The organism is Roseovarius sp. MMSF_3281 (assembly GCF_030733685.1).
GTDB lineage: Bacteria > Pseudomonadota > Alphaproteobacteria > Rhodobacterales > Rhodobacteraceae > Roseovarius.
Window position 1 is genome coordinate 32,523 of the sequence record NZ_JASHIM010000008.1, and the last position, 21,247, is coordinate 53,769.

General features: G+C 61.0%; 18 protein-coding genes. 17 read left to right on the forward strand and 1 reads right to left on the reverse strand.

The features are described 5' to 3' along the window. Nucleotides 1–4: 4 nt before the first annotated feature. The 9 genes from RBB32_RS10040 to RBB32_RS10080 all read left to right on the forward strand — a co-directional run bounded on the left by RBB32_RS10040 (nt 5) and on the right by RBB32_RS10080 (nt 8,649). The gene (locus RBB32_RS10040; protein ID WP_306152570.1) at nt 5–634 is read left to right on the forward strand and encodes a DUF1007 family protein; all 630 of its coding nucleotides are present in this window, start codon (nt 5–7) and stop codon (nt 632–634) included. After that, nucleotides 616–1,521, forward strand: a complete 906-nt coding sequence (locus RBB32_RS10045) for a nickel/cobalt transporter (protein WP_306152571.1) — start codon at nt 616–618, stop codon at nt 1,519–1,521. The genes RBB32_RS10040 and RBB32_RS10045 overlap by 19 nt, the downstream gene beginning before the upstream one ends. A gap of 46 nt (nt 1,522–1,567) precedes the next feature. Next, nucleotides 1,568–2,920, forward strand: coding sequence for an MATE family efflux transporter (locus RBB32_RS10050; RefSeq protein WP_306152572.1), 1,353 nt, complete (start codon nt 1,568–1,570; stop codon nt 2,918–2,920). 102 nt (nt 2,921–3,022) lie between these two features. After that, nucleotides 3,023–4,123, forward strand: a complete 1,101-nt coding sequence (folE2, locus tag RBB32_RS10055) for a GTP cyclohydrolase FolE2 (protein ID WP_306152573.1) — start codon at nt 3,023–3,025, stop codon at nt 4,121–4,123. 231 nt (nt 4,124–4,354) lie between these two features. Next, nucleotides 4,355–4,777, forward strand: a complete 423-nt coding sequence (locus RBB32_RS10060; protein ID WP_306152574.1) for a hypothetical protein — start codon at nt 4,355–4,357, stop codon at nt 4,775–4,777. 134 nt (nt 4,778–4,911) lie between these two features. Next, nucleotides 4,912–5,139 (forward strand): hypothetical protein, encoded by a 228-nt coding sequence (locus tag RBB32_RS10065; protein ID WP_306152575.1) that lies wholly within the window; start codon nt 4,912–4,914, stop codon nt 5,137–5,139. 133 nt (nt 5,140–5,272) lie between these two features. After that, complete coding sequence (locus tag RBB32_RS10070; RefSeq protein WP_306152576.1) at nt 5,273–5,497, forward strand: DUF1127 domain-containing protein; 225 nt, start codon at nt 5,273–5,275, stop codon at nt 5,495–5,497. 96 nt (nt 5,498–5,593) lie between these two features. Further along, nucleotides 5,594–7,042: a TrkH family potassium uptake protein gene (locus RBB32_RS10075; protein ID WP_306152577.1), complete on the forward strand. Its 1,449-nt coding sequence runs from the start codon at nt 5,594–5,596 to the stop codon at nt 7,040–7,042. Further along, nucleotides 7,042–8,649: a 5-guanidino-2-oxopentanoate decarboxylase gene (locus RBB32_RS10080; protein WP_306152578.1), complete on the forward strand. Its 1,608-nt coding sequence runs from the start codon at nt 7,042–7,044 to the stop codon at nt 8,647–8,649. Before RBB32_RS10075 ends, RBB32_RS10080 begins: the two co-directional genes overlap by 1 nt. A 62-nt stretch (nt 8,650–8,711) precedes the next feature. On the opposite strand, the gene RBB32_RS10085 is transcribed toward RBB32_RS10080, so the two are convergent. After that, nucleotides 8,712–10,475: a serine protease gene (locus tag RBB32_RS10085; protein ID WP_306152579.1), complete on the reverse strand. Its 1,764-nt coding sequence runs from the start codon at nt 10,473–10,475 to the stop codon at nt 8,712–8,714. Between the two features lie 167 nt (nt 10,476–10,642). Between RBB32_RS10085 and RBB32_RS10090 the strand changes: the two genes are divergently transcribed. From RBB32_RS10090 to RBB32_RS10125, 8 genes are all read left to right on the forward strand, one after another. Continuing rightward, nucleotides 10,643–11,572, forward strand: a complete 930-nt coding sequence (locus RBB32_RS10090) for a glycine--tRNA ligase subunit alpha (RefSeq protein WP_306152580.1) — start codon at nt 10,643–10,645, stop codon at nt 11,570–11,572. Continuing rightward, complete coding sequence (locus tag RBB32_RS10095; protein ID WP_306152581.1) at nt 11,572–12,096, forward strand: DUF6446 family protein; 525 nt, start codon at nt 11,572–11,574, stop codon at nt 12,094–12,096. Before RBB32_RS10090 ends, RBB32_RS10095 begins: the two co-directional genes overlap by 1 nt. 3 nt (nt 12,097–12,099) lie before the next feature. Then, complete coding sequence (gene glyS / locus RBB32_RS10100) at nt 12,100–14,355, forward strand: glycine--tRNA ligase subunit beta (protein ID WP_306152582.1); 2,256 nt, start codon at nt 12,100–12,102, stop codon at nt 14,353–14,355. 156 nt (nt 14,356–14,511) lie between these two features. Beyond that, nucleotides 14,512–17,082, forward strand: coding sequence for a putative PEP-binding protein (locus RBB32_RS10105; RefSeq protein WP_306152583.1), 2,571 nt, complete (start codon nt 14,512–14,514; stop codon nt 17,080–17,082). Nucleotides 17,083–17,255: 173 nt separating this feature from the next. Continuing rightward, nucleotides 17,256–17,864: a cell wall hydrolase gene (locus RBB32_RS10110; RefSeq protein WP_306152584.1), complete on the forward strand. Its 609-nt coding sequence runs from the start codon at nt 17,256–17,258 to the stop codon at nt 17,862–17,864. 126 nt (nt 17,865–17,990) lie between these two features. After that, nucleotides 17,991–18,158, forward strand: coding sequence for a 50S ribosomal protein L33 (gene rpmG, locus RBB32_RS10115; RefSeq protein ID WP_039682682.1), 168 nt, complete (start codon nt 17,991–17,993; stop codon nt 18,156–18,158). Between the two features lie 147 nt (nt 18,159–18,305). After that, nucleotides 18,306–19,478 (forward strand): pyridoxal phosphate-dependent aminotransferase, encoded by a 1,173-nt coding sequence (locus RBB32_RS10120; RefSeq protein ID WP_306152585.1) that lies wholly within the window; start codon nt 18,306–18,308, stop codon nt 19,476–19,478. A 217-nt stretch (nt 19,479–19,695) separates the two neighbouring features. Further along, nucleotides 19,696–21,234, forward strand: a complete 1,539-nt coding sequence (locus RBB32_RS10125) for a trimethylamine methyltransferase family protein (protein WP_306152586.1) — start codon at nt 19,696–19,698, stop codon at nt 21,232–21,234. Nucleotides 21,235–21,247: the final 13 nt, after the last annotated feature.

Below are 21,247 nucleotides of genomic sequence, written 5' to 3' on the forward strand. Positions count from 1 at the left end.
TATGATGCGGAATCTGTTTCTTTCTTTGGCTCTGGTCACTGCGCCAATGGCGCAGGCGCATCCGCATGTTTTCGTGGATGTCGCCTTGCGGTTCCTGAGCGATGAGCAAGGGCACTTGACCGGCGTCGAGGTGACCTGGAGCTATGACGATTTCTTCTCGCTTCTTGTCTTGGAAGACCGCGGGTTGGACGCCGATGGTGATATGATCCTGACCGATGAGGAGCGCGCCTCCCTCATGGGGTTTGACCTTGAATATTGGGAGCCGGGGTTCGAAGGGGCGCTGTTTCTTTACGAGGCCGGACATAAGGTACACCTCGGCAGGCCCGAGGCCACGCATGCCGAGATGCAAGGCGGGCGGATCGTTACCAAACATATTCGCCCGGTTTCTCCACGTGACCTTACGGAGTTGACGGTTCGCCCCTATGATCCGTCTTATTACGGTGCGCTTGACCTAAAAAAGATTTCGGGCCTTCCGGAAGGATGCGATGCCGAGGTTCTCGAGGCCGACACCCAAGCGGCGAACGCAAAGGTGGAAGAATTGGGCGGCGTGGGTATGGAAGCCGTTTACGATGAGGTGCAAGTGGGCATTTTCTATGCAGACGAAGTGAGGATCACATGCGCGCAATCCTCCTGATCGCCGGGTTTGGCGTTTTGGCGATTGCCGTCTGGCTTTGGGGCTTTGACGGTGCAGATACCGTGGCCCGGTGGGCCGCAGAGGGGCAGCGCGAGGTTCAGCAGTCCATGGCCGGCTACCTGCGCGGCCTGCGTGCCGGCGAGGCAGGGGCCTTGGCCGGGCTTTTGGGCCTGTGTTTTGCCTATGGGTTTTTCCATGCTGCGGGGCCAGGGCACGGCAAGATCCTGATCGGCGGCTATGGCGTGGGGGCAAGGGTGCCAGTGCTGCGTTTGTCAGTGTTGGCGCTGGCCTCCAGCCTTGCACAGGCGGCAACGGCGGTGGTCCTGGTTTACGCGGGTGTTTTCCTTTTGGGGCTGACGCGACAGGCCATGCAGGGCGTGGCGGATGATATCATGGCGCCGGCCAGCTATGGCGCGATAGCCCTTGTCGGGATGTGGTTGTTGTGGCGCGGGGTGCGCCGCTTTCGGCGTGTTGGTCACGACCATCACGATCATGCCCACGATGACGGCGAGGTTTGCTCGACCTGTGGTCACAAGCACGGGCCTAGCCTTGAAGATGCCAGGCAAGCAACCTCGTTGCGCGATGCTTTGGTCATTGTCGCCGCTGTCGCCATTCGTCCCTGCACCGGGGCGTTGTTCCTGCTGATTCTGACGTGGCGCATGGGGGTCGACATGGCAGGCATCATGGGGGCCTTCGCCATGGGCCTTGGAACGGCAAGCGTGACCGTGGCCGTGGCGGTTGCCGCCGTCACCTTGCGCGAGGGGCTTTTGGCCCGGCTGATTGCCGGACAGGGCGGGACCGTCCCAAGGATATTGCCATTGGTCGAGATCGCTGCCGGGGCGCTGGTGGCGCTGGTTGCGGGGCAGCTCATGCTATCGGCGCTTTGACGTCTCGCCTATTGCCCCTGCGGGCGCGTGGCCCTAAGGCAGAGCCATGCAACACGCCCTGACATATCGCCAACACGCGCGCGCTGTCCTTGGCCTTGGTCTGCCCTTGGTGGGCAGCCATCTGGCACAATTTGCGATTACCCTGACCGATGCGGCCATGCTGGGTTGGTACAACGTGGAATCGCTTGCTGCCGGGGTGTTGGGGGGCGAGATGTTTTTCTTGTTCTTCATCATGGGGTCGGGCTTTGCATGGGCGGTCATGCCCATGGTCGCCGCCGCCCAAGGCGCAGGTGAAGGGGCACAGGTACGCCGGGTCACGCGCATGGGGCTCTGGGCCTCGGTGCTTTTCGGTTGTCTGGCGTTGCCCTTGCTGCTGTTCACCCAAGACATCCTGCACGCTTTGGGCCAGACCGATGAGGTCTCGCGCCTTGCCGGGGAGTATAACCGCATCAACGGTTGGGCGATTTGGCCGGCGCTTCTCGTCATGGTTTTGAAGTCCTACCTCGCCGCGCTTGAGCGGACCCGCGTTGTGCTTTGGATCACGCTTTTGGCCGCCGGGGTGAATGCCGTGGTCAATTATATCCTGATCTTCGGCAATTTCGGCGCGCCCGAGATGGGCATTCGCGGCGCGGCTGTGGCTTCGGTCACGGTGCATCTGGTCTCGCTTGTGGCGCTTGTGGTCTACGTGATCCGCGCGACGCCGGAACACGCGCTGTTCCAACGGCTCTGGCGCCCGGATGGCGAGGCCTTTGGCCGGGTCTTTCGCCTTGGTTGGCCCATTGGTATCACCAATCTGGCCGAAGTGGGGCTTTTCGCGGCGTCTTCCGTGATGATGGGCTGGCTTGGTACCTTGCCCTTGGCTGCCCACGGTATCGCGCTGCAGGCTGCCTCGGTTGCCTTCATGATGCACCTGGGGCTGAGTAATGCCGCGACGGTACGCGCGGGGAATGCCCATGGGCGCGGGGATTTGCCGGGCATGCGGGCCGGGGCAGGGGTGGTTATCGCCCTGTCCACCATTGCCGCGCTTGCCACTGTCGTGGTGTTCCTGGCACTGCCCGAGCCGATCATTAGCGCCTTCATGCGCCCGGACGAACCTGACCGTGCCGCTGTTCTGGCGCTTGGGGTCGGTCTTTTGGCGGCGGCGGCGCTTTTCCAACTGGTGGATGCGTGGCAGGTCATCGCGCTTGGTCTTTTGCGCGGCGTGCAGGATACCCGCGTGCCCATGGTGATTGCCGCGATCACCTATTGGGGCATCGGCATCCCGGCCAGCTATGTTTTGGGCTTTACCCTTGGCCTTGGCGGGGTGGGGGTGTGGCTGGGCTTGGCCACCGGGCTTGCCCTTGCCGCGATTTTCATGATGGGGCGGTTCTGGGGGTATACCGCGCGAAACCGGCCATGAGTGATCTGTCGCGTCGGTTTCAGCGTACACAATACCGAGAATAGCATTTCTGCGCCGCATATCTTATGTATAGGTTCCGCAGCACGGACGAGGGAGCATGCCATGAACATCCGACCGACCGATCTTGAGCAATCGCCCGACCGGGACGAGGCCGAGGCGGCGCTTGCCGTGTTGCGCAACTGGGCACAATCGGCCAGCCCCGAAGAAGTGGCCGATCTGGACCCAGCCGTGGCGCGTCTTTTGCCAGGGCAGGGACCGTCGAATTACCCGCCGCTTTCGCGCGATTACCCGCATGATTTCAAGGTGGACGCAGCCTACAAGGCATCCATGCCTGACCTGCAGAACGGCCCGAGTTCTCTCATTCGTGGGGCGCGGCGGCAATTGCAGCATGTTGGCATCTCGAATTTCCGCCTGCCGATCAGCTTTCACACCCGCGACAACGGCGATTTGACGCTTGAGACCTCGGTCACCGGCACCGTCAGCCTTGATGCCGACAAGAAGGGCATCAACATGTCGCGCATCATGCGCAGCTTTTACAAGCATGCGCAAAAGACCTTTAGTTTCGAGGTGATCGAGGCCGCGCTTGACGATTACATTACGGATCTCGACACGATCGATGCGCGCATCCAGATGCGGTTTTCCTACCCTATGAAGGTGCAATCCCTACGGTCGGGGCTTGAAGGGTTTCAATACTACGATATCGCCTTGGAACTGGTCGAGCGTGACGGCGTGCGCCGCAAATACATGCACATTGACTATGTCTATTCGTCGACCTGCCCGTGCTCCCTTGAGTTGAGTGAACATGCGCGTCAGGCGCGCGGGCAGCTTGCCACGCCGCATTCGCAGCGCTCGGTTGCGCGTTTGTCTGTCGAGGTTGTCGAGGGAGACGTTCTGTGGTTCGAAGACCTGATAGACATGGCCCGCGTAGCGGTTCCAACGGAAACCCAGGTCATGGTCAAGCGCGAGGATGAACAGGCCTTTGCCGAGTTGAATGCCGCGAATCCGATCTTCGTTGAGGATGCAGCGCGGCTTTTCTGTGAACAGTTGCAGAAAGACTCGCGTGTTGGCGATTTCCGAGTTGTGGCCAGCCATCAGGAAAGCCTGCACAGTCACGATGCCGTCAGTGTCCTGACCGAAGGCGAAACTTTCGCGTCAGACAGCATCGACCCAAAACTCTTCACAACGCTGTTTCACGTCGGCTAAGGTGTTTCGCCTTTAACTTGAGGCCCCGGCATAACCCGAAATGCATTCGCCCAATCGTTTCGCGAAGGCGCTTGGTTTTTGGGCACCTTTGCGCTTTTCGCGTTAAGGTTGGGCGAACTTCGGCCTGTGCGCTGCGTTTTGCGCGTGTGGTCTGGGGCGCGCGAAGCCCTGTCTTTATTGAAATGTTACATAGCCGCGTTAGCGCGGTCACACATTTTAAAGGAGCTTTTCATGCAACATGTCACGACGCCCCTTGAATTGACTGCTGCCGCGTGGCGGATGGCAGGGTACGTGGTGGAAACAAACCTGCGGGTGGCACAGGTTTTCGGCCAGGCCGCTTTTCAGGCCAACCCTTTTTCGACCGGCGTACAGGTAGACGCGAATGCGCTTACCGCGAAACCTGTGCCGGCGAAGAAGCCCAAGGCCGCCGCGCCAAAATCGCGACCGGCAACTGCCAGCCCTGCCCCCGAAGCGAAACCAGCCAAGCCACTTTCGCCAAAATCCGCAAAGTCACAAAAAACCAAATCTGTCGCATCGAAGGTTCCGGATGCGCCCGTGGACAAGCCCGCGCGCCCACGTGCGCCATCCAAGCCACCGGCGATGCCCGAGTCGACGGGCACACGCTTAAAGAAGCCCAAAACCCCTTTGAACTGAATGGCTTAACGGCCGGGTTGCATTTCATGCATCCCGGCTTTGCCGAATGGTCGGTGGTCACGTCAGGCAAGCTGACCTAAGTTGGGGTCAGGGAGGAAACCAAACCGTAGCAACCAAAGGCAACGAGGTTTCCAATGACAACTTTGACCACAGACATCCATGCCGAGCGCCGCGGCTTTCGTGCCCATTTCGCCGGTTTCCTGACATCGCTGGCCCGGGGGTTCGAGGCGCATGCCTATGCCGCGTCGCGCCGCGACAAGATCGAAGCACTTCAAGCGAAATCCGATGCGGAACTTGCTGAATTGGGCATCAAGCGCGACGAAATCGTGCATTACGTCTATCGCGACTTGTTCTACATGTGAATCATACAGGCTTTGGGCGGCATAGCTGCAACATCCTGCGCCGCCCATGCCTTTATCCATGATTTTCGGACCGAGTCGTGCTATCCAAGTGACCATGGGAGGAGCCCAAACCCGATAAGGAAAGGGGTTCCTGATGACACAACGTATCGACATCGAATTCGTACCCGACACTTGGCGTAAAACGCTTGATCTTTACCTTGCCGAACATGCCCATGGCATGAATGGCTACATGCTCAGCCGCGGGCATCTGGAACGGATAATGCGCTTGCACGCGATGACCGAGCCGGAATTGGCGCTACTGGGATTAAAGCATGATGAAATCGTGCCCCATGTGCTGGGTGATTTGCTAGCGGCCTGAAATCAAACCCAGATTACATCCCCCAAGACCGCTTTGGATGGCTTTGGGGGCGCTCTTGCTTGACACTTGGCTGGCCTCGGGCCAACTCTGCGCTTCATGATTGATCTGCGCCCCGTGGGATATGTGATCGGCCTCTTGGTGCTGGCCCTCGGGTTGGCCATGGTGCTGCCGATGCTGGTGGACATCGCCGAAGGGCGGGGTCATTGGGCTGTTTTCGCGGAAAGTGCGGTGATCACCATGTTGATTGGTGGGCTTGTCTCCTTGGCGTGCAAAAATGGCGTGCGCGAGGGGCTGACCATTCAGCAAACCTTTCTTTTGACCACGGGCGTTTGGGTGGCGCTGCCAATTTTTGGCGCCTTGCCCTTTTTGCTGGGTGAGACCGAGGCCCGCGTGGTCGACGCGGTATTTGAAGCCATGTCAGGATTGACGACCACCGGCTCCACGGTTTTTTCCGGCCTTGATGATTTACCCAAGGGTATTCTTCTCTGGCGTGGCATCTTGCAGTGGTTGGGCGGGGTCGGGATCATCGTTGTGGCCATGGTGTTCTTACCCGAACTCCGGGTCGGGGGGATGCAGATTTTCCGCTCGGAAGCCTTCGAAACGATGGGAAAGATCCTGCCGCGCGCCAGTGCCATAGCCTCACAGATTTCCGTCATATATCTGGCGCTGACGTTGGCCTGCGTAGCCTGCTACATGATCTTGGGGATGCAGGCATTCGATGCCACCGTTCACGCTTTGACGACGGTCTCGACAGGCGGCTTTTCGAATTACGATGCTTCGTTCGGCGCATTCAGCGGGCCTTTGGAATATGTCGCGTCGGTTTTCATGATCCTCGCGGCTTTGCCTTTCGTGCGTTACGTTCAGCTGTTGAATGGCAACCCCAAGCCGCTTTGGCGCGATACGCAAATCCATGGTTTTGTCCTCACTATTCTGGTTTTGGTGGTCGGCATGGGCGTTTTCCTCGTCCATGTCTTCCCACATCACCCCGAGCAAGCCCTGCGCGAAGCTCTGTTCAATATCACCTCCATTATCTCGGGGACGGGATATGCAAGCGTGGACTATATGGGGTGGGGGGCGCTTCCGATCACGCTGTTTTTCTTTATCGGTTTGATAGGTGGTTGCGCGGGGTCGACTGCCTGTTCAGTCAAGATTTTCCGATATCAGATTCTTTTTGCGTCGATCCGATCTCAGCTTCGGAGAATTTATTCCCCCCATGGGGTATTCACTCCGCGCTACGACGGCCGGCCCATTGCAGACGACGTGCTCAACTCGGTCATGTCGTTCTTCGTGTTCTTTGTCGTAACCTTGGGGGTGGTCAGTGTCATCTTGGGGTTCACTGGGCTTGATTTTGTTACGTCGATTTCCGGGGCCGCGGCGGCACTGGCCAATATTGGCCCCGGTCTGGGTGAAATCATCGGGCCTGCGGGCAATTTTGCCGCGCTCAACGATACCGCGAAATGGGTCTTGGTGGCTGCAATGCTTATTGGCCGCCTGGAGCTACTTGCAGTCTACGCAATCTTTACCATCAGCTTTTGGAGGGCATGATGACGAAAAGGGCACTTGGGGCACAAATCTCGCATATGTTGAAATCACGGGGTGTGGATGTCATCTTCGGCATCCCCGGCGTGCATAATCAGGAACTTTACCGTGGTATCGAAGAAGCCGGCATGACCCATGTTTTGGCCCGTCATGAACAAGGTGCGGGCTTCATGGCCGATGGCTATGCCCGGGCCAGCGGCAGGCCCGGCGTGGCCTACGTGATTACCGGTCCGGGACTTTGCAACATCATGACCCCGATGGGACAGGCCTATTCCGATAGTGTCCCGATCCTGGTTATCTCATCCTGCCTTGATGAAACCGCCGCGATCCGTGGGCAACTACACCAGATGCGCGATCAGAAGGCTGCGGCCGCCACCGTTTGTGACTGGTCCGAGGAGGCCCGTACACCACAAGCCGCATATGGCCTGGTTGATCGCGCCCTAACCGAGTTTCACACCCGTCGTCCGCGCAGTAAACACATCCAGGTTCCGATTTCCGCGCTTGGCGCACCTGCCGATCCCGCGCCTGCGCCTGTTGAAATGGGGCCTGGTCCGGTAGATCAAGCCTCGCCCCTGCGGCTTGAACCTTTGCGTGAGTGGCTGCGTGCATCGAAGCGGCCCTTGTTCATTTTCGGGGGTGGGGCGGTGCGCCACCTCGATACCGCTTCGGGGGATCATCAATGGCTCGACATGCTGCGCGGTATGGGCGCGGCCAGCTTTACCACCTATGCAGCGCGTGGATTGATCCCCGAGGGCTTCCCCCTGCATTTCGGATCCTACCTTGGTCGGCCTGCCAGTGCCGATGTGATCGCCTCTGCCGACCTGGTGATCGCCGTGGGAACCGAGCTTTCGGAATGCGACCTGTGGCGCGATGACTTGGGCCACAAGGGGCGCTTGGTGCGCATTGACCTTGACCCCGAAGTGGTCAGTGACCGGCACGCGGCCGATATGCAAATCCTTGGCGGGGCTCATGGTCATCTGGTCTCTGCGCTGATCGAGATGCAGGAGGAGCCAGCCAAAACCGGCTGGGCGGTGTCCGAGGTCACCAGCTTTCGGGCTGCTGCACGTTCGGAGGTGGATGCCGAACGCCCCGGTATCGTGCCCATATGCGATGCCCTGCGCGCGGAGTTGCCGGACGACACGATGATCTATTCCGACATGACGCAATTCGCCTATGTGGCAAACGAGGTCTGGCATATGCCGAAGCCGGGGCATTGGCACCACCCCACGGGCTTCGGCACCTTGGGCTATGCCTTGCCCGCGGCTGTCGGCGGGGCCATGGCACGACGGGACAAACCGACCATGGCGATCGCTGGCGACTACGGGTTTCAATACACCCTGCAAGAGCTTGGCGCCGCTGTTGAGCTGGGGCTGCCACTCCCCATTCTTTTGTGGGACAACGGCAAGCTCAAGGAAATCGACGACAGTATGATCAGCGCACAGATCGCCCCGAAGGCGGTTGTCGCGCATAATCCGGATTTCGGGGCCTTGGCCCGGGCCTATGGGGCATATGCGACACGCCCGGCGGATTTGAAAGAGCTTGTGCGCGACGTCGGTCAGGCCTTCAAGGCGGATCGCCCGACACTCATTCACATGACGCCGGATATGCTGTGAGGCTCAGGGCCTGTGGTAAGTGTCCACAGGCCCTGGAAAACTGTTACGGCGACGATGCGCAATCATTCCCAACAGCTGACCAGCACCGTCATGCTTGACGCCCGGTTTGTCAGGATTTCCGGTGCGATCTGTTCCTGTTCGGTGGTCGCCGACGGCGAGACGCCAGCCTCTTGCAGAACACGCTGAACGGCCTCGGCATCGGCGGCAAAGCTGACCCCCTCGGGGAGTTGCCGACCATTTTGACGATGGGGCAGCAGCATCCCCAGTACCGCACCGCCCGCATCCACGACGGGACCACCGGCATCCCCTTCAAGGGCCGCAAGCGCCAAACGTTTCAGGGTGTCTTCCCCGTTCAGGCCTTGCAACTCGGCCAATTGCCCGAAGGTCAATGTCGGCGCGCCAAGCACCCCCCCATAGGAATACCCGGCCACGGCCACATCGGATTGAAGCCGCGGCATGGCCTTCTGGAAGGCGGCCACATTCATGGGGGCCAGTGATTCAACGGGGCGCAGCACGGCGATACCCAGATCCTGGTTCAGGGTGACAACCCTGGCCTCATAGTCTTCGTCGATCGTGATCTTGCCGCAGCTTTCGGTAACCTCGGCCGTGGTCACGACAGTGCCTGCGCTATCGACATAAAAGCCCGAGCGCGACAGTTTCGGTTTGCGCACTTCCAAACCGGAAACAAGGTCGATACTCGGCTCTGTCCCGACGCCAGCCGAGGGGTCGAGCACGCCATCCAGCCGGGCAAAGCTTTCCTGCATTTCACCAAGAAGCCGCATACGCCGCTCTTCATCGCCCGCGGGCCAGATCAGGGTGAAGCCTTTCACATGTCCATCCTTCAACCACGCCTGCGTGTGCGAGATGGTCAAAGCCCCTTCGCCAATCAAGGTAAAGGCACGCCGATCAAGGGTGCGCGGCCCTGTCTCCGGGACAATTTCAAGCGTCTGCATGATGTCGTACAGTCCGGCAAGCGTGTTTTCATTGCCTTCCTGGCTGATCAAAAGAACCTTGGCTTCGATGTCGTCTGTCGCGCTGTAATGGGCAAACGGCGGTTCGTACTTTTCGAATTCGACAACCCCTGTGGGCAGAGACATCTCGATACCGGCACCTTCATCGCGGACAACTTGCAAATCCAGGTCTTCAAGGATTTCGTTATACTGGCGTAGCAGTTCGGCCCGCTGCAGCGTGGTCAGAATACCGGTTTCCTCGAAGCTGTTGGCGCTTTGCCAACGGGCCATGGCCCCACGCGTACCCCGGCCAAAGGCTGCATCAATCGCGCCGCCATAGAAACCCGCCCATTTCAAGGCTTCCTGCAGTTCGGTACGTTCCTCACGGGTCAACTCGCGTTCGTTGGCGCGGGCCTCACGCGGGGTTTCATCGGGCTCTTCTATTTCGGGTACAGGTGCCGGAGCCGCTTCGGCCAGGTTTTCGTCTTGGCCTTGCGGGGTCGTTTGCGGTGCGGCGGTTTCGGGTGCGGCTTCGGCCAGGGTATTGGCCCCGACCGGCCAGAATTGTTGCCGGTAATCAGAACTGTCAGCAATGTAACTATCACGCGGGATCAATCCTTCGGCACGATAAACGCGCAAGACCTGCTCGGCATCCGTGCGGGTGTAGGGGCCAAGCGCGATACCATACCAACCGCCCCCCAGGGAAAAGCCGTTCACATCCTGCAACTCGGCGGCATAGCCCCGGATGCTTTGTTGCGCCTGCGTAAGACTTGGCTGTGCCTCGATCTGTACCCACGCCAACCCGTCGTCCTGCGCCCGCGCCGCAGGCGCCATCATCAGGATTGCCAGTGTCAGTGCCGTCAAAATCCGCGTCATATGACCCAATTGCCCGTACCCTTGCGTTAAATGCGTGTTGTTTCGGAATCTTTTAGCAAATCTGCGGCGGCATGCACCCAAAATATCGCTTGTCCCGCAATTGACCCTGTCCCATCCGCGCCGTAGGTAAGGGCGGCGATTTCAGGCGCTCAGCCCCGGAGACTATCATGGTGCAACAAACCGGAAAACCCCGCAGCTTTCAGGAGATCATCCTGCGGCTGCAAGCCTACTGGTCCGAGCAGGGCTGCGCGGTGATGCAGCCCTATGACATGGAGGTGGGCGCGGGCACGTTCCACCCGGCGACCACGCTGCGTTCCTTGGGGTCCAAGCCTTGGGCCGCGGCCTATGTGCAGCCCTCGCGCCGCCCGACTGACGGGCGCTATGGCGAAAACCCCAACCGGTTGCAGCACTATTACCAATACCAGGTGCTGATCAAACCCAGCCCGCCCAACCTGCAAGAGCTGTACCTTGGCAGCCTCAAGGCCATTGGCATCGATATTGCCCTGCATGACATCCGCTTTGTCGAGGACGACTGGGAAAGCCCCACCTTGGGGGCTTGGGGCCTTGGCTGGGAAGTTTGGTGCGACGGTATGGAAGTCAGCCAGTTCACCTATTTCCAGCAGGTCGGCGGCCATGATTGCCACCCGGTTTCGGGTGAATTGACCTATGGGCTGGAACGTCTGGCGATGTACGTTCTGGGCATCGACCACGTAATGGACATGCCCTTCAACGACCCGGACGCACCGATTGCCCTGTCGTATGGCGATGTCTTTCGCCAGACCGAACAGGAATACAGCCGCTGGAACTTCGACGTGGCCAATACCGACGTGCTGTTCAAACAGTTCGAAGAGGCCGAGGCCGAGTGCGAGGCGATCCTTTCCCAGGATCACGAAGATCCCAAAACCGGCAAGCGGATCGTCATGGCGCATCCGGCCTATGATCAATGCATCAAGGCCAGCCACCTGTTTAACCTGCTCGATGCGCGCGGCGTGATCTCGGTTACTGAACGGCAGGCCTATATCGGGCGGGTGCGCGCCTTGGCCAAGAAATGCGCCGACGCCTTCGTGCAGACCGAAGCCGGAGGGCACGCGGCGTGATGGGCAAAATCCTGGGAGGGTCGATCGTGGTTGCGGCAATCGTGGCGGGGATTTTCCTATATTACCAACAGATCTACGCCTATTACGAACCGGTGAAGGCAACCGGTACCGATGACGTGCAGATGACTTCGCTGGTCTCGGGCGCACCCGAACCCGTGCTTTACGACAACTTCGAAGCGATCGATGCCGAAAGTTCCCCGATCCGCTATCGCGCCTGTTTCACCACCACCATGAGCCACGCCATGCTGAGCGAAACCTATGAACCCTATGACGGGGCCGAGCCGTTGGTCGCGCCGGGCTGGTTTGACTGCTTTGACGCGGTCGAAGTGGGCACCGCCTTGGAAGAGGGGCGCGCCTTGGCCTTCTTGGGTGAAAAGAACATCCAATACGGTATCGACCGGATCGTCGCCATCACCGAGGACGGGCGCGGCTATGTCTGGCACCAGATCAACCATTGTGGCGAGGTTGTCTTTGATGGTGAGCCCGCCCCCGAAAACTGCCCCGAACCACCTGAAGGGTACTGACTTATGCCTGATCTTCTGATCGAACTTTTCTCCGAGGAAATTCCCGCCCGCATGCAGCGCCGCGCGGCTGATGACCTTAAGGCCAAGATGACCGACGGATTGGTCGAGGCGGGGCTGACCTATGCGCATGCGCAGGCGTTTTCCACGCCGCGCCGCCTGACATTGGCGCTTGAAGGGGTTTTGGGTGAAAGCCCAACCGTCACGGAAGACCGCAAAGGCCCGCGTGTGGATGCGCCGGAAAAAGCCATCGAAGGCTTCCTTCGCGGGGCTGGGGTATCCCGCGAAGACCTTGAAATCAGGGATGAAAAGAAGGGTCAGGTCTATTTCGCCAAGATCACCAAGCCGGGCCGCCCGGCGGGTGAGATCGTGGCCCAGGTGCTGGAAGATACGGTGCGCAATTTCCCCTGGCCCAAATCCATGCGTTGGGGCGCGGGTAGCCTGCGGTGGGTGCGGCCCTTGCATTCGATCCTGTGTATCCTCACCGATGATGCAGGGGAGGCGACGGTTGTTGAGTTTGATATCGACGGCATCAAGGCCGGCAACACGACCCAGGGGCACCGGTTCATGGGCAAAGGGCGCTTTGCCGTGTCGGGGTTCGAGGATTACCAGGCCAAGCTGAAGCGCGATTTCGTGATCCTCGACCCGCAGGAACGGGCCGATCATATCTGGCAGGACGCGACCAATCAGGCCTTTGCCTCCGGGTTGGAAGTTGTTGAAGACAAAGGGCTTTTGGCCGAGGTCGCGGGGCTTGTGGAATGGCCTGTCGTCTTGATGGGCGAGATTGGCGAGGAGTTTTTGGACCTGCCGCCCGAGGTGCTGCAAACCTCGATGAAAGAACATCAGAAGTTCTTCTCGGTCAAGAACCCCAAGACGGGCCGGATCGAGCGGTTCGTGACCGTGGCGAACATCGAAACCGAAGATCACGGCGCGACCATTCTGGCGGGCAATCAAAAGGTTTTGTCGGCACGGCTGTCGGATGCAAAATTCTTTTGGGATAATGACTTACGCGAAGCCAAGGCCGGGATGCAGGCTTGGATCGACCAGCTTGATAACGTCACTTTTGAGCGGCAGTTGGGCACGCAAGCGGCGCGGATTTCGCGGATTGCCGCGCTGGCGCGGGAGATTGCGCCGAAGGTGGGGGCCAAAGCCGACCTTGCCGAACAGGCCGCGCGGGTGGCCAAGGCCGACCTGAGTTCCGAGATGGTCTATGAATTCCCGGAATTACAAGGACTTATGGGGCGTTACTATGCCGAAGCCGCGGGCCTGCCTGCCGAGGTGGCAGCGGCCTGTGAGGCGCATTATTCGCCGCTTGGTCCATCGGACGCGGTGCCCGAAGCGCCGGTTTCCCTGACTGTGGCGCTGGCGGATAAGATTGACACGCTGACCGGATTTTGGGCGATAAATCAAAAGCCTACGGGATCGAAAGATCCCTTTGCCCTGCGCCGGGCGGCGCTTGGGGTGATCCGGATCGTGCTGGATAATGGCCTGCGGGTGCATCTGGACCGCTTTATCGATAGTCAATTACTACATCACAAGATAAGCCTGAACCGCAAGAAAGCCAGCGAAGGCGAGATCGACACTTTGGAAGAAGTGCTTGATCAGATTGGAGAATTCGGCGTTTTCGGGGCGGCGTTCCGGGCGGTGATCGACAAGCTGCAAAAGCATGACGATGCGCCGGACACCGGCGAAGGCAGCCTGCTGCGCACGGTGGGTGACCTGGTGCCGGATCTCAGCACCGATTTGTTGGCCTTCTTCCATGACCGCCTAAAGGTTTACCTTAAAGATCAAGGGCTTAAGTACGATGTGATCGACGCCTGCCTGATGCTGGATGGCGGCGATGACCTTTGGCTTATCTCGGCCCGGGCGAAGGCGTTGAGCGAGATTCTCAAGACGGAAGACGGGGAAAACCTTGTTCAGGGGTTCAAGCGGGCCAACAACATTCTGACGCAGGCCGAGGAGAAAGACGGGGTCGAATATTCTTTCGGGCCGGATGCAAGATTCGCGGAAGTGCCTGAAGAAAAAGACCTTTTTGCCGCGCTTGAGGCCGCCGAGGCGGATATCGCCAAGGCCAACAAGGCCGAAGATTTTACCGCCGCGATGGAGGCGATGGCGAAATTGCGTGCCCCCATCGACGCCTTCTTCGAGGCGGTACAGGTCAATACCGACAAGGATGTCGTGCGCCGCAACCGTTTGAATTTGCTTGGTAAAATCCGTGATATCTGTCTTCAGGCGGCGGATTTGACCAAGTTGGAAGGCTAACGCCGCGATTTTTGTACAGTTTGTACGTTTTCCCCCGGAGTTTTGTACAGAATTCCGGGGAGCGGTTGGTGATTTTGTACAGAATGTACAAAACGCCATGTCGCAAGTCGCGGAGACTGCGGCGCTCTTCCCCTTGCCATGTGCTGCTTCGGGCGTATGCTGCACCTGAACAACACAGGTGCCGCAGTGCAGCATAGCGAAGACCATATCACCCTGATTACACCCGACGCGCCCTTGGCCGCCGAAACCCACGGCGGGCGGGCGAAGTGCTTGCAACGCCTGGTGCGGCTTGACCTTCCGGTGCCGCGCACCGTGGCGCTGTCTTTCGAAGCGGTGCATCGCATCGCGGCGGGCGAGGCCCCCGATATGGGCGACCTTGTTCGCGGTTTCGGCGATGAACCTTTGCTTTGCGTGCGCCCCTCGTCGGAAGACCCTGATTGGGGCGGGCCGGGGGCGGTTCTGAACATCGGGATGAACGACGCCAGCTATGTTGTCCTGAGCGACAGGATCGGCAAAGCCGCCGCGGCGGAATTGTACCTGCGCTTCGTGCAGGCCTTTGCCATTCACGTCGCGCGGCTTGACCCGGATATGTTCGATGACGTGTCCGATGACCCCATCGAAGGATTGGGCCAGGCCCTGCGTGCTTACGAGGAGGAAACCGAGGAACCCTTTCCGCAGGAAACCTCGGTACAGCTTTTGGAAGTGCTGCGCTCGATGGCGCGGGCATGGGAAGGCACGACGGCGCGCCTGTTGCGGCAAGCCAAGGGCGCGCCGGTGGATGCGGGCCTTGGGCTGGTGGTGCAGGAAATGGCCTATGGGCTGGGCAAGGGCGAATGCGGCTCGGGTGTGATGCAACTGGTCAACAGCACCTCGGGCGCGCGGCAGATCACCGGGCGTTACCTGAGCCAAAGCCAGGGGCGCGAAGCGCTGAGCCAAGGGGCGGATTCGCTTTACCTTGAGCGTGATCCGCGCGGCCCGTCACTGGAAGAGCTGGCGCCCGAGGCCTTTGCCAAGCTCAAGGACTATCTGGACATCATGCGCGTCAAACTGCGCGCCGAGATGCAGGCCGAGTTCACCATTGAAAACGGCGAGGTGTTCCTGCTGGACGGGGTGCGCGTGTCGCGCAATGCCCGTTCGGCGGTGGCGATTTCGGTGGCCCTGGCCGAAGACGGGATCATTACCCGCGAAGAGGCCCTGATGCGGGTGGAACCGCGCGGCCTGAACGAACTGCTGCACCGGCAGATTGACCCCGAAGCGCCAAGGGATGCCCTGGCGCGGGGCATCCCGGCCAGTCCGGGGGCCGCGAGTGGCCGGATCGTCTTTACCGCCAATGAGGCGCAGGCGGCCGAGGCGAGGGGCGAGGCCTGTATCCTTGTCCGGCGCGAGACCAGCCCCGAGGATATTCGCGGCATGCATGCCGCCGCCGCGATCCTGACCGAACGGGGCGGAATGACCAGCCATGCCGCGGTGATCGGGCGGGGGATTGGCCTGCCTTGCGTGGTGGGCGCGTCGGAAATCCGGTTTCAGACAAAGCGGCGGCAATTGGTCTTTCCCGACGGGCGTATCCTGAAAGAGGGCGAGATCATCACCATTGACGGGACCAACGGTGAGGTTCTGGCAGGTGAGGCGCCGATGCTGGAGGCCGCGCGGGACGAGAGTTTCCAGACCCTGATGAACTGGGCCGATGACATTCGCGACATCGCGGTGCGGGCCAATGCCGACACCCCCGCCGACGCCGAAGTGGCGCGGAATTTCCGGGCGCAGGGGATCGGGCTGTGCCGGACAGAGCACATGTTCTTTGAACTGGACCGCCTGACCCCGATGCGCGAGATGATCTTTGCCAATTCAAGCGAGGATCGCGCCGCGGCCCTGGAGGTGCTTTTGCCCATGCAGAGGGCCGATTTCATCGATCTGTTCCGCATCATGCAGGGGCAGCCGGTGTGCATCCGCCTGTTTGACCCGCCCTTGCACGAGTTCCTGCCGACCGACCGGACGGGGATGCGCGAATTGGCCGAGGCATTGGATTTGCCCCTGTCCGACGTCACCCGGCGGGTCGAGGCCCTTGGCGAATACAACCCCATGCTGGGCATGCGCGGGGTGCGGTTGGGCATCACTGTGCCCGAGATTTACGACATGCAGGCGCGGGCGATTTTCGAGGCGACCATCGCGGCCAGCCATGAAGGCGAGCCGGTGGTGCCGGAAATCATGATCCCGCTGGTATCGGCCTGTCGCGAGGTGGAGCTGGTCAAGGCGCGGATTGATGCGGTGGCCGTCGCGGTGCGGGCCGAAACCGGGCAGGATTTCACCTATCGTCTGGGGGTGATGGTGGAAACGCCGCGCGCGGCGCTGCGCGCCGACGAGATCGCGCCGCAGGTGGCATTCCTGTCGTTCGGGACCAACGACCTGACGCAGATGACCTATGGATTAAGCCGCGATGACGCGGGGCGGTTCATGTCGGCTTATGTGCAGCAGGGGGTCTATCCCGAAGACCCGTTCCATACGCTGGATGTGGAAGGGGTTGGTGAATTGTTGAGCATTGCCGCCGAGCGGGGGCGCGGGGCGAAAAAGGACCTTGTCCTTTCGATCTGTGGCGAGCATGGTGGAAGCCCCGAATCAATCGCCTTTTGCCGTGCGGCCGGATTCGACTATGTCAGTTGCTCGCCATTCCGGGTTCCGGTGGCGCGACTTGCTGCCGCACAGTTGGCGGTAAAAGACAGGATCGGGTAGACACAGGCCGGTTTTCGGCAACATACGGTATGCCGAACGCGGGGTGGAGTTGTCACAAATTGCCCGGCGTCGGGGCCTGTGGTTCCGTTCGCTAGACATAAAGCCATCGAATGTTATATGCCCGCCGGAATGCCAGCGGGCCTGTTGCCCAGTCAAACCGTAAGGAGGACGGCATGTTAAGATTTGCGATGGTGATTCTTGTGGCCCTGGGCGGGGCTGCCATGGCCGACACGCCGGTGCAAAAGCTGATGGACGAGGAAAAGCGCGCGCTGTCCTCGATCTCGCAAAACCGGTTGATGAGCTACCTGCGGCGCCCCGAGGTGGGCCTGACCTATAGCCGCGACTGGCTGGATGCGCAGCCCGTGGTGGCGGGCGGCCCGCAGTGGGAGTGCCTGTCGGAAGCATTGTATTTCGAGGCGCGCGGTGAAACCGTCAAAGGCCAGTTTGCCGTGGCCGAGGTGATCATGAACCGCGTCGACAGTGCCGAGTTCCCCAACAGCATTTGTGGCGTGGTCAACCAAGGCACCGGTCGCAAGTATCAATGCCAGTTCACCTATACCTGCGATGGCCACAAGGAAGTGATCGCCGAGCCGCGCGCCTATGCCCGCGTCGGCAAGGTGGCGCATATGATGATGCGCGGGGTCACGCGGCCCCTGACCGAAGGCGCCACGCATTACCACACCCGCGCGGTAAGCCCGCGCTGGGCACGTGTTTTCCCGCGGACCGCCACGATCGGTGTCCACCATTTCTACAAGATGCCGACACGGGTTTCACAGAACTAAGGACTGCCGGCGAGAAGCTGCGAGATTCCGGTTGACTCGGGCGCGCGCAGCTTTAAAAGGCAGGCTTCATGACGAATTTCACGGGGCAGGGGGCCAAGGCCGCCGTCCCGGTGCAGGAGAAGACCAATGGCGAAGCCGACGACCATCAAGATCCGTCTGAACTCGACCGCGGGCACGGGCCATTTCTACGTGACCAAGAAAAACGCACGCACCATGACCGAGAAGATGGTCGTACGCAAGTATGACCCGGTCGCGCGCAAGCACGTCGAGTACAAGGAAGGCAAGATCAAGTAAGATCTGCTTCTCCGGGATGCTTTTGCAGGGCCGCACCTTCGGGCGCGGCCTTTTGCGTGCATCAATACAGGTACAGGTGACTTGTTTGACAAGCCTGAGCGCCCCGGGCCATTTGGGCGCGGAAACGCGTAAATCGGAGGGCAGGACATGCGGCTGGCAAAACGGATCACCGGGATAACGGCGGGCGGATCGGATGGTTGGGATGTCTATTACAAGGCCAACGCGATGGACGCGGCGGGCCATGACATCACCCATCTGACCATCGGTGAGCATGATATCGGCACCGACCGCAGCATTCTGGATGCCATGCATGCCTCGACCCTTGCCGGGGTGACCGGCTATTCCGCCTTTGACGGGATCAAACCCCTGCGTGAGCGGGTGGCCAAACGCGTCACCGAGCGTACCGGCGTGCCCACCACGCCAGATAACGTGCTGGTGGTTCCGGGCGGGCAGGCGGGGCTGTTCACCGCGCATCACGCGGCCTGCGACGAAGGCGATACCGCGCTTTTCATCGACCCCTATTATGCCACCTATCCCGGCACCATCCGCGGTGTCGGCGCCCGGCCCCATGCCATTCCGGCCCGGCCCGAGCGCGCCTTTCAGCCCGACCCGGCAGAGGTGGCCGAGGCCGCCCCCGGCGCGCGCAGCCTGCTGATCAACACGCCCAACAACCCCACCGGCGTGAACTATACCCGTGAAACCCTTGAAGGGTTGGCGGACGTCTGCCGCGCGCATGACATGTGGATGATCTCGGACGAGGTTTACGACACGCAGGTCTGGGAGGGGTCGCATATCACCCCGCGCGCCCTTGACGGGATGGCCGACCGGACGCTGGTGATCGGCTCGCTTTCAAAAAGCCATGCCATGACCGGAAGTCGCATCGGCTGGGTCGTGGGCCCGCAAGAGGCGATTGCCCATATGGCCAACCTTGCCACCCATACCACCTATGGCGTCGCGGGCTTCATACAGGAGGCCGCGTGTTTCGCACTGGATCAGGGGCCGGACTTCGAGGCGAAGATCGCCGAACCTTTCGTGCGCCGCCGCGACCTGGTCCTGGGGCTTTTGAAGGGGCAGGACGTGGTGCGCCCGATCCCCGCGGCGGGGGCGATGTATGTCATGCTGGATATCCGCGCCACCGGCCTGTCGGGCGAGGATTTCGCCCTGCGCCTGCTGGAGGATCACCATGTTGCGGTGATGCCCGGCGAAAGCTTCGGGCAGGCGGCGGCGGGCCATGTGCGCGTGGCCCTGACGGTGGAAGACAGCCGCCTTGAAACGGCGCTGGGCCATCTTGTCGATCTGGCGCGGGAATTGGCAGGGTAATCGACCCTTCGCGGTCTGATTGCGACACGAGTCGCGATTGAGACAGACAATGGCGGGCGAATCGGCTTTCCTGAATCCACTCAGGGAGGAGGGCCCGGCCATGATGCCGAGCTGCAAACATGTTCTGATCATCAGGACCATTGGTGCGGCACGGGGGCGACCAGCCTTGGGGTGAGTGTTCCACCCGATCTTTCCCCCCCACCAAAGGATTCCATGAATGAACCAGATGACCACGCGCCGCTCTGGCGGGCGCGCCGCCCGTCGTGCAAGCCGCGCCGCCCCGCTTAACGAAACCCTGCGCCCGGTGCGCCCCGGCATGGAGGGCGGCACGCTCAACCTGCTCAGCCCTGCGCAGATCGGGAAAATCCACCACGCCGCCCTTGAGGCCCTGGAAGAGATCGGCCTTGCCGATGCCCCGCAAAGCGGGATTGACCATATGACCGCCGCCGGGGCGATCCTGGGCGAGGACGGGCGCCTTCGCTTCCCGCGCGCCTTGGTTGAAGACACGCTTGCGCGGGCCAATCGCGGCATCACCCTGCATGGCCGTGACCCGGCGCATGATCTGCAGCTTTCCGGCGCCCGTGTGCATTACGGCACGGCGGGGGCGGCGGTGCATATGGTGGATGTGGAGGGCCAGCATTACCGCGAAAGCACCCTGCAAGACCTCTACGATGCCGCCCGCATCGCCGATACGCTGGACAATATCCATTTCCTGCAGCGCCCGATGGTGGCCCGCGATATCGAGGACGCCTGCGAGATGGAGCTGAATACCGTCTATGCCTGTTGCTCAGGCACCAGCAAACATGTGGGCACCTCCTTCACCGATCCCACCCATGCGCGCGAGGCGATTAAGCTTCTGCATATGATCGCAGGTGGCGAAGAGGCATGGCGCGCGCGCCCCTTTGTCAGCAATTCCAATTGCTTCGTCGTCCCGCCGATGAAATTCGCCACCGAATCCTGCCAGGTGATGGAGGCTTGTATCGAAGGCGGTATGCCGGTGCTTTTGCTCTCGGCGGGGATGGCCGGGGCCACCGCGCCCTCCACCGTCGCCGGGGCCATCGTGCAGGCCACGGCGGAATGCCTGGCGGGGCTGGTCTATGTCAACGCCATCGCCCCCGGGCATCCGGCGATCTTCGGCACATGGCCGTTTGGGTTGGACCTGCGCAGCGGGGCGATGACCGGCGGGTCGGGCGAACAGGCGCTTTTGTCCGCCGGCTGTGCCCAGATGCATCGCTTCTACGATCTGCCCGGCGGGGCGGTGGGCGGCATCGCCGACAGCAAACTGCCCGACATGCAAGCCGGGTGGGAGCAGATGTGCTCGAACGTCATGGCGGGGCTGTCTGGCCTCAACATGGTTTACGAGGCGGCGGGCATGCATGCTTCGCTTCTGGGGTTTTGCCACGAAAGCTTGATCCTGGGCGATGACCTTATCGGGCAGGCGCTGCGCTGTGTGCGGGGGATCGAGGTGGACGACGCCACGCTGGCCCTCGACCAGATGCGCGAGGTCTGCTTGGGCGGTCCGGGGCATTACCTTGGCACGGCGGCTACCCTGGGCCGGATGCAGGCCGATCACGTCTACCCGTCACTGGGCGACCGCACCAGCCCCAAGGAATGGGACGAGTGCGGCAAGCCCGACCTGGTCGACAAGGCCCGCGCCCGCAAGGAGGCGATCCTTGCCACCCCCTCGGCGGCGCGCCTCAACCCGGCGCTGGATGCCGAGATAAGGAAGGCTTTCAATATCCACCTGCCGATGTGATCCGTCCTGCCTT